At 62.2% G+C, this 7,782-nt stretch carries 12 protein-coding genes; 3 read left to right on the forward strand and 9 right to left on the reverse strand.

Going from position 1 to position 7,782, the window contains the following annotated elements; all coding sequences use genetic code 11:
* Positions 1 to 79: 79 nt before the first annotated feature.
* The 9 genes from ACZ3HV_RS42675 to ACZ3HV_RS42715 all read right to left on the reverse strand — a co-directional run bounded on the left by ACZ3HV_RS42675 (position 80) and on the right by ACZ3HV_RS42715 (position 4,731).
* Positions 80 to 1,114 carry a hypothetical protein gene (locus tag ACZ3HV_RS42675; protein WP_465693482.1) on the reverse strand — a complete coding sequence of 345 codons (1,035 nt, stop codon included), beginning with the start codon at positions 1,112 to 1,114 and terminating at the stop codon, positions 80 to 82.
* Positions 1,114 to 1,377, reverse strand: coding sequence for a hypothetical protein (locus tag ACZ3HV_RS42680; protein ID WP_465693484.1), 264 nt, complete (start codon positions 1,375 to 1,377; stop codon positions 1,114 to 1,116). The genes ACZ3HV_RS42675 and ACZ3HV_RS42680 overlap by 1 nt, the downstream gene beginning before the upstream one ends.
* Positions 1,374 to 1,664, reverse strand: a complete 291-nt coding sequence (locus ACZ3HV_RS42685; protein WP_465693485.1) for a hypothetical protein — start codon at positions 1,662 to 1,664, stop codon at positions 1,374 to 1,376. Before ACZ3HV_RS42685 ends, ACZ3HV_RS42680 begins: the two co-directional genes overlap by 4 nt.
* Positions 1,661 to 1,990: a hypothetical protein gene (locus ACZ3HV_RS42690; RefSeq protein WP_465693487.1), complete on the reverse strand. Its 330-nt coding sequence runs from the start codon at positions 1,988 to 1,990 to the stop codon at positions 1,661 to 1,663. The genes ACZ3HV_RS42685 and ACZ3HV_RS42690 overlap by 4 nt, the downstream gene beginning before the upstream one ends.
* Entirely contained in the window at positions 1,990 to 2,217 is a 228-nt protein-coding gene (locus tag ACZ3HV_RS42695; protein ID WP_465693488.1) for a hypothetical protein, read from the reverse strand. The genes ACZ3HV_RS42690 and ACZ3HV_RS42695 overlap by 1 nt, the downstream gene beginning before the upstream one ends.
* The gene (locus ACZ3HV_RS42700; protein ID WP_465693489.1) at positions 2,214 to 3,056 is read right to left on the reverse strand and encodes an FtsK/SpoIIIE domain-containing protein; all 843 of its coding nucleotides are present in this window, start codon (positions 3,054 to 3,056) and stop codon (positions 2,214 to 2,216) included. Before ACZ3HV_RS42700 ends, ACZ3HV_RS42695 begins: the two co-directional genes overlap by 4 nt.
* Positions 3,049 to 3,882: a hypothetical protein gene (locus ACZ3HV_RS42705; RefSeq protein ID WP_465693491.1), complete on the reverse strand. Its 834-nt coding sequence runs from the start codon at positions 3,880 to 3,882 to the stop codon at positions 3,049 to 3,051. Before ACZ3HV_RS42705 ends, ACZ3HV_RS42700 begins: the two co-directional genes overlap by 8 nt.
* 134 nt (positions 3,883 to 4,016) lie before the next feature.
* Positions 4,017 to 4,352, reverse strand: a complete 336-nt coding sequence (locus ACZ3HV_RS42710) for a hypothetical protein (RefSeq protein ID WP_465693492.1) — start codon at positions 4,350 to 4,352, stop codon at positions 4,017 to 4,019.
* A gap of 61 nt (positions 4,353 to 4,413) precedes the next feature.
* Entirely contained in the window at positions 4,414 to 4,731 is a 318-nt protein-coding gene (locus ACZ3HV_RS42715; RefSeq protein ID WP_465693493.1) for a hypothetical protein, read from the reverse strand.
* A 169-nt stretch (positions 4,732 to 4,900) separates the two neighbouring features.
* Here ACZ3HV_RS42715 and ACZ3HV_RS42720 point away from each other — a divergent pair, with 169 nt between their 5' ends.
* The 3 genes from ACZ3HV_RS42720 to ACZ3HV_RS42730 are packed head-to-tail and all read left to right on the forward strand — an operon-like array spanning position 4,901 to position 7,603.
* Positions 4,901 to 5,746, forward strand: coding sequence for a GntR family transcriptional regulator (locus tag ACZ3HV_RS42720; protein WP_465693495.1), 846 nt, complete (start codon positions 4,901 to 4,903; stop codon positions 5,744 to 5,746).
* Entirely contained in the window at positions 5,743 to 6,435 is a 693-nt protein-coding gene (locus ACZ3HV_RS42725; RefSeq protein ID WP_465693497.1) for an HAD family hydrolase, read from the forward strand. Before ACZ3HV_RS42720 ends, ACZ3HV_RS42725 begins: the two co-directional genes overlap by 4 nt.
* 7 nt (positions 6,436 to 6,442) lie before the next feature.
* Complete coding sequence (locus tag ACZ3HV_RS42730) at positions 6,443 to 7,603, forward strand: hypothetical protein (RefSeq protein WP_465693498.1); 1,161 nt, start codon at positions 6,443 to 6,445, stop codon at positions 7,601 to 7,603.
* Positions 7,604 to 7,782: the final 179 nt, after the last annotated feature.

Genomic DNA, 7,782 nt, shown 5'->3' on the forward strand with positions numbered 1-7,782 from the left:
GCTCGGTGTTCGCCCTCGTCTCCGGGACCCCGTGGATTCCGGAGACGGGAGCCAGCAACGAAAGAGTTCGGTGGCTGGGTTACTCGTCGGGTACGAAGGTGGCTTCGCAGACGCCGCAGGTGATGTCTCCTTCTTCGAGAACCTGTTTGGCGACGCGGATACGCCGTGGGCATTGGCATGCGCAGGCGATGGCGTTGTTGCTGTTCTTCGTGGATGCGCCGGCCACCATTTCGGGGTGGCGGTAGGCGATGAGTGCCTTCTTCAGTTCGATGAGGACGCTCTTGTAAGTGGTGGCTGTCTCCTGGCGGAGGGTGCAGGGTGACCAGCCGATGCGGGGGTCTTTGGTGGTGTCGAGGCCGAGCTCGGAGGCGAGTGCTGCGAACTTCTGGTTGTGCCAGCGGCCTTGACGGCTGGTGTCTTTGATCTCGCGGACGTTGGCCAGGGCGTGTGCGGCTTCGTGGAGGAGGGTGGTGAAGACCTCTTCGACGGGTCGTTTGAGTCCTTCGCCGGAGATGAGGACTTCGGCGAGTGCTTGTTCGCCGTGCTGCCAGCGACCTGCGGCGAAGTGCCCGTACTTGGCTTGTTTGCTGGCGGTGCCGGAGCCGACGATGATCACGACGGCGGGAACTTCCTTGTGGTTGGTGCGGATCGCCGCCCAGGCAGCTTCGAGTGCGGAGACGAGTTCTGCGGTGGTGTATTCGTCTTGACGCTTACGTGTCAGTCGCGCCTTCGGTGATCCGGTGCGGGTTTTGGAGGTCGTCGCTGGCGCGGCCTTCTTGGCTCGTTTGATGGTGACGGTGACGGCCGGGTGACTGCCGCCTGTGCTGAGTTCCTTCAGCTTGTTGCGGACCGCGATGAGTGAGGCGTAGCCGGTGGCTCTGCCGCCTTCGGTGGCCCGGACGTGGTCCATCTGCTGCTGTACGGCGTTCAGGGCTCCTGTTGGGCTGCCTGCGTAGGTGGCGGTGGTCTTGGTGACCGTCCATCCATCGATGCCTGTGAGGGCAGTGATGTTGTGCGGGGTGAGGCCGGTGAGCTTGGTCGTGGTGGCCGGCCTTGCCGGTTGCGGAGTTGGCACGATGACCGGAGCGGCAGCGGTGGTGGTTGCCGTGTGCATCAGTTGTCTCCGATCCATGTCGTGCGGAAGTTCTGGATGCGGGTCTTGATGTCGAAGACCTCGCCGAACACGTCGAGTGCCTTGCCGTACTCGGGGTCATCGATGACGACGTTTTCGTCGGTGGTGCCGAGTCGTTGTTCGGCTTCGACGCGGATGTCTTCGCAGTAGTCGAGGACGTCGCTGAACACGGCGTACATGGCTTGGTCGAGTCGCCGGTAGCGGCCTGCCAGCTTTGCCGGGGACGGCTTACGGACCGAGCTCATGACTGATCCACCGCCTTGTTCCGTGTGCCGGTCTGCGTGATGACAGGCTGGAGTTCGTTGGGTTTGCGGAAGCAGTTCGGCCACCAGTCGTAGCCGTCGCCGTGTTCCATGACTTCGGGTGCGTCGATGACGATGTGCCATTCGTCGGGGCCGGTTTGGCCGAGGACGGTTCCGCGGAGCCAGGGCCAGTCCAGGTCCCAGTAGAGGTCGCTGTCGGGCAGCGGGAACGGTGTCCAGACGTGGCTGTCGGTCGGGTAGCGACCGTCGTTGGTTTCGTACATGCTCATGGCTGGTCTCCGTTCTCTGCGGTCCAGTCGGTGGGGATGTAGACCTGGTCTTGAGTCCAGGTGTCGGTCTTGGTGGCGTGGTCCACGAGGTGTTCTTCGAGGAGGGCGCGTGCCTCGTAGCAGGCGTCGATGAGTTGGCTCAGTGCGATGACGGAGCCGGTGATGAGTTCGATCTCGATCGGTGTTCCGCCCAGATCGATGCAGACCAAAGGGGTTTCGCCGTTGCAGGCCAGGTTGATGCCGGCAACGGAGTTGTCGGTGAAGTCGTAGCCGACGATGATGCGGTCTTCGCGTTCGCCGCCGTTGGCGTCGTAGTAGAGGCTCATCACGCCACCTCGTGGGTGTCTCGGATGACGTAGGCGCGTTGCCAGTTGCCGTTGTGCGCCCAGCGGTTGTGGCCTGCTGACCAGCAAACGCCGCAGCGGTGCGGTTGACTGGATGAGTGGACGAAGGCTCCGCAGTTGTGGAGCCAGCCTGGGGTGTTGGTCGAGTTGCTGTCGTTGTCGCGGACGCTCATGAAGGCGTCGGCGGGGATGGGTTTGACGGTGATCATGCGGCCCTCCGGAGGTGTACAGCGCGGCGGACGATTCGTCGGTGGTGGTCGTCGCTCAGGAATCCGCCCTTGATGCGGCGCGGGAATCCGCCTTCGGCGCGGAGCAGTCCGACGCCGAGGGCTTCGGGTTCGATGTCCACGGCGGTGTGACCTTGGGAGGCCCAGCCGGTGCCGAGGATGATGTCGCTGCTGGAGTCGGTGGCGCAGCGGAACGCGAGCCGGTACCCGAACAGGTCTCGCAGTGAGGTCGGGACGATGTCGGCGCTGGGACGCTGTGTTGCGGCTTCGACGATGATCCCCGCAGCACGGCCACGGGCGACGATGTCGCGCACCAGCACGCGGAACTCTTCTTGTTGTTCCTTGGTGCCAACGGTGACGGTGAAGTACGCCAGCTCGTCGATCGCGAGGAGTTTGGCGCGGAAGCCGTCGCCAGCGACGATCTTCTTGCGGCCCGTGCGGGCCAGGTGCAGATAGCGTTCGTCCAGATCCTTCTGGAGTTCGCGCAGGACCCGGAGGGCCTTGGTCATGTCGTTGCCGACGAACTCCTTCGCGACAGGTGCGTACGGGAGGAGTTCGACGATCTTGCCGTCGATGAGGATGAGATCCACGTCGGTGCACAGTGCGGCGTGGGCGACGATGTTTCCTTGGGCTACGGACTTGCCGGAGCCGGGTTCGCCACCGACGAGGATGTTGCGGTACATGAGCGTCACGTAGACGGCTTTGCCGCGTGTGTCGACGCCCAGGTAGATGGGGTCGTAGATCGAGAGCGCACCCTTGGGTACCGGGGTGGCCCCCGGCTTGCGCCGGGGGAACACCGATTTCGGTTTGAAGCTAGACATAGTCGGACACGTCTTCTCCGTTGGCGCCCAAGATCACCGTCTGGCTGTCGTTCACGGCAGCGGTGGTCTTGGTCTTGGATGTGCGAGAACGCGTCTCACCACTGCCGGGTTTGGCCGGCCTTTCGTTCGTGGTGGACTCGTCGGGGACGCTGTCGGGCGTGAGGAACGAGAGGACAGCGTCATCAGCGACTGCCGCTTCGGGCATGCCGCTGGTGTCTTCGAGCAGTGGCGAGTCGATGGTCTTCTTCGCCAGGGGGTCGCGGCGGTCGATGTCGATCCGCACGATCGCGGCGTTGCTCTTGTGCCGGGCGATGGTGGCTTTGCGTGCCCAGCACGCCGAGGCCAAGGTTTCGGCCTTGTTGTCGAGGTCTTCGATCGACAGACCGGGACGCATCCACAGCCACACGACCTGTCCGGTCTTGGTGGCGAAGCAGCCGAGGATGAACGGCAGGTTCCCCGAGTAGTTCAGGGTCCGCATCTCGGTCAGGCAGGCCCGGACGCGGTGCCGGGTAGCGACGCACCAGAACCGGTTGCGCAGGAAGCGCCGGATCGGGTTGTCGACGATCAGCCACCAGCCGACCAGCACGGTCAGCGCCACGGTGAGCCAGATCGGGAGTTGGTTGTCGAAGAAGTCGACGATGTCCGTTCCGTGACGACGGACGACGTAGATGGTGGCCGCGAGCAGGACGAGTTCCCAGCGCCAACGCCAGATGGTCAGCAGGAGCTTGACCGGCCAGCTCTGGTTCGGACGGGTGATGGTTTCGACCGCGCCGCGTGAGGTGCTGCGTGCTCGACCAGCCGAGCGCTTGCGGGTAGATTTGGGCATAGCTCGCCCCTCCCAGTGGGGTGGTGAGATGGAAAGACACGAGGCCGGGTTGGTTGTCTAGGCCGGGTCCGACCCCGTGTCCGTGTTCCAGGGAGCGGCCCTTTCGAGGGCCGTTCTTGGGTTTCTAGCTGGGTTTAGCGGTTGTTAATCGGCGTTGACACGTACGTGTCAGCCGCGGTGGCTTCAGCCGAAGCCGACTTCCACACCAGCAGCGCGTAGTCGCGTGCGGCGTACAGATCACGACGCCGGTTCTCGGCCTCGCGGTACAGATCCAGCAGCTGCCAGAACGCGTCAGACGCGTACACGGCGAGCACCTCGTGATGGTCTGAGACGACCGGTTCGGCGACCTGCAGGCCGCGCACGAGGGCGGTTTCGAGGTACGTGAGTACCGTCTCGATCTCGATGATTTCGTTGCACTTGGCCACATACTCGGCCCGTGCCTGATTCGCTGTGACGGTTCGATCTTCCATCGATTGCGACATGACTACCCCCTAGCTGAGCAGTGCACGAATCACGGGGACGAGTGGAGAACTACTTCGCAGAACCCGACGCGGCGTTGAGGCTCTTGGCCTTGTACGCGACACCGTTCCGCCCGTTGGTGGCCCACGGCATGGCCTCCAGCTCGACCGGCGCGACAACAGCGCCAACGTTGACCTTCGGCATGGCATTGCCCGCCAGAGTCACGTTGATCACCTCGCCGCCCGTCTCGTCGAGCGCCATCACCTGGACCTGCCAGAGCAGCTCGTTGGTGTTCCGGTCAGCCTTCTGCCGGCCGTTCTGGTCCTTCTTCTCCTCCACACCCTTGGTGACCGTGAACGTCTTGCCCGTGGTGTCGATGTTCAACTTCATGAGGGATGCCCCTTTCAGGCGTCAGACGGCATCTCAGAGATGCCTCTAAATCGAGCTAGGCTGACTAGCCAGCTTCCTGTAAACGCAAAGCTACCTATCCTGGCTAGTCAGGTCAAGCATCTGGACGGATCTTTCCTAGGCTGCCTAGCCAGGCGGTAGCATCGAAGACATGGAGCTAGATCCCAACGACCCGCGTCCGCCGTACAAGCAGGTCGCGAATACCCTGCGTGCGGCGATTCTTACTCATCGGTACAACGCGGGGGAGAAGCTGCCGTCTCAGAACGATCTGGCGACGCAGTACGGCGTTGCTCGGATGACCATCCAGCAGGCGCTTCGGCTGCTACGCGACGAGGGACTCATCGTTTCTCGGGCTGGCAGCGGTGTGTATGTCCGTGACCGAGCCGACCAGGCTGTCGGCCTCAGGCCGACGATCGAGCGTGCCTTCGAGCGGTCGCGGGTAACTGTGGACTTCGCAGGCCTGACAGGGGAGACGCTTCTCGGAGCGCTAGAAGAGCCTCTGGACCGCATCAGGCGAGGACGACTGACGCCGGAGTCGATCAGCATCCGGCTGCTTCTGCCGGACATGTCCCAGCCCCTGGCGGTGCCGTCGAGGGCGGGTAGCAAGCCGGGGGACGATCCGGCTGTGCGGAATCGAGCCCACCAGATCGCACATCGATCGGCCGGCCAAATCATCGAGGCCATCGAGGAGCTCGGCACGATCGGACTGGTGCCCAAAACCAGTGTCGAGTGCCGCGTCGTCACGCTCCCGATGATGTTCAAGCTGTATCTCCTCAACGATGAGGAGGTCTTCTTCGGCTTCTATCCCGTGGTTGAGCGGGAAGTCGCGATCGATGGGAAAGAGATGCCCATCTTCGACGCAGTAGGGAAGGACACCGTGCTCTTCCACCACTCAGTGACCGACAACGATCGGGCTACAGGCTCGCAGTACGTCGACCAGGCGCGCAGCTGGTTCGAAAGCGTCTGGGGCACCATCAGTCGGACCCACACGCCGTGACCGGCGAATCCCCTGCCTCTGTCTTCCGCCGTACCCAAGCCGTACTCCTGGACTTCGACGGTCCAGTGTGCTCGGTGTTCGCGGGCTACCCGGCGACACAGATCGCAGAAGAACTCAGGGCGCTCATCCAAGACGTGTTGGGTCACCTGCCTCAGAGGATCATCGAGGCCAGCGGCCCGCATGAGGTTCTTGCAGCGTCGGCACCCTTCGGTGACCGCCTCTGGCGACAAGTCGAGGAAGCCCTCCAAGGTGCTGAAATAAAGGCCGTGGAGAGCGCTACAGCCACCCCAGGCGCTGCAGCATTCCTGGCCGCCTGTAGCTCCTCTAATCGTCCCGTGGCGATCGTCAGCAACAACTGTGAGGCCTCTGTACTCGCCTACCTCGACAACGTTGGTCTCACGTCGCAGATCCAACACGTCGAAGCCCGAGATCCAGTCCACGTCGAACGGATGAAGCCAAGTCCGTTCCTGCTCGAGCAGGCGGTTAGGGTCCTCGGCCTCCATCCGGCGCAAACCGTCCTGATCGGAGACCAGGTGAGCGATGTGAAGGCGGCGATCGCAGCCGGTGCCTGCAGTCTCGGCTACGCCAACAAACCTGGAAAGTCGGACGACCTCGTCGCAGCTGGTGCCGACGCAGTCGTTGATGACATGCAGGTTCTCGCTGATGCCATGCTCCGCGGCAGTAGGTAGGTCAGACATGGAGATACCCGGCGAAGCGCATGAGTCACCTCCCGATGCCGCTCATAGCCAATCCATTGAGCCCCTCAGCCTGCATCGCACTGTTGAGTTGCGACTAATAGCCGAGGATACGATCTGGGCAGAGGATGCGGTGCGCACCTTATCGGAACTTCCGGATGGGCAAGTGTCTCTGGGTGCCTTCTGTCTATATCCTCATGCGTCACGAATAGTCCACGAGGCTGTGAAGCATCTTGGAAGGCTCTTTCCAGAACTTGCACACGAGATGAATCTGGAGTTCGGTGAGTACATCGAGTCGGCCAGGCATAGCGTAAAGCTGTTCGATGACAAGCCGCGGGGCCTCGACGGCGTCGTAGCATGGTTTGAGTCCGAAAACGCGGTTGCGCAGCGAGATGCATTCACAGGAAACGTGCGTTGGAAATGGCTCCAGCGATTCGAGTCTGACATGGGCCAATTCTTCGTGGATGACTCCCTCACGATGACGAATCACGTTGTCGCCTACCAGACTGCAATGCCTCTGAGCGCACTGGAGGACGAAGAACTGCAGCGACAATTCTTCTACGGCGCAAGCTTCAACATGGGGCAGATCGTTGGCTCACTCGCAGATGCCTTCAGAGGTGATCGACCGAACTCGATCCCACCAATTGATGATCTAAAGGGGTTCCGAACCCGGGACGTCAAAACGGAACCATTTCTTGAATCGAAGTTCGATCCGAGTTTCTCGCTCGGTCTGAAGCTTGCGCTTGTGACCATGCAATGTAGTTTGAACTCAGTGCTAAACGTTCTCGCTCACACTGAAGCGGGGCACGAAGGTGCACTGCTTCGGATTAGGCTCGTTACGTTATCGCATGTGCTCTCTGCGATTTCGAAGATTCGAGAGCAGTTTAGCGACGCCATGAGCAGGTCGAGCCTGGCTTGTCTGGATCAGGTCCTGGCGGATCCGGATGCGCGGACTGTGCGCGAAACGTGTCGCTCCCTCCGTAATGTCTCCGTGCACTACGGCGTGGACCCCACGTGGCCTGGCCTTGACCTGCAGCTACCCATGGCCGGCCTTGTCGAAGCTCTGGTCCCAGGGAGCTCCTTCCTGCAGCTCAGCGAAGATCTGCGCGGTCTGACAACTCGGGTGGCCGCAGTGCTCAATGCGTGGGGCACCGACACCTGACAAGTTTCTCTACGTCTTCAAGACGGGCCCCTCCAGGGCCCGGAAGCGCGCCGCCACCACAGGGCGGGACGCCTGCCCGCCACTCCGCTTCGCTACGTTCTGGGCGCGTCCCTTGGCTTGGGGGGGGGGGGGGGACAGAAGAAAGGGGAGGAAAAAGAAGGGCAAAACATAAAAAAAAC

It is taken from the genome of Kribbella sp. NPDC020701 (genome assembly GCF_055562215.1).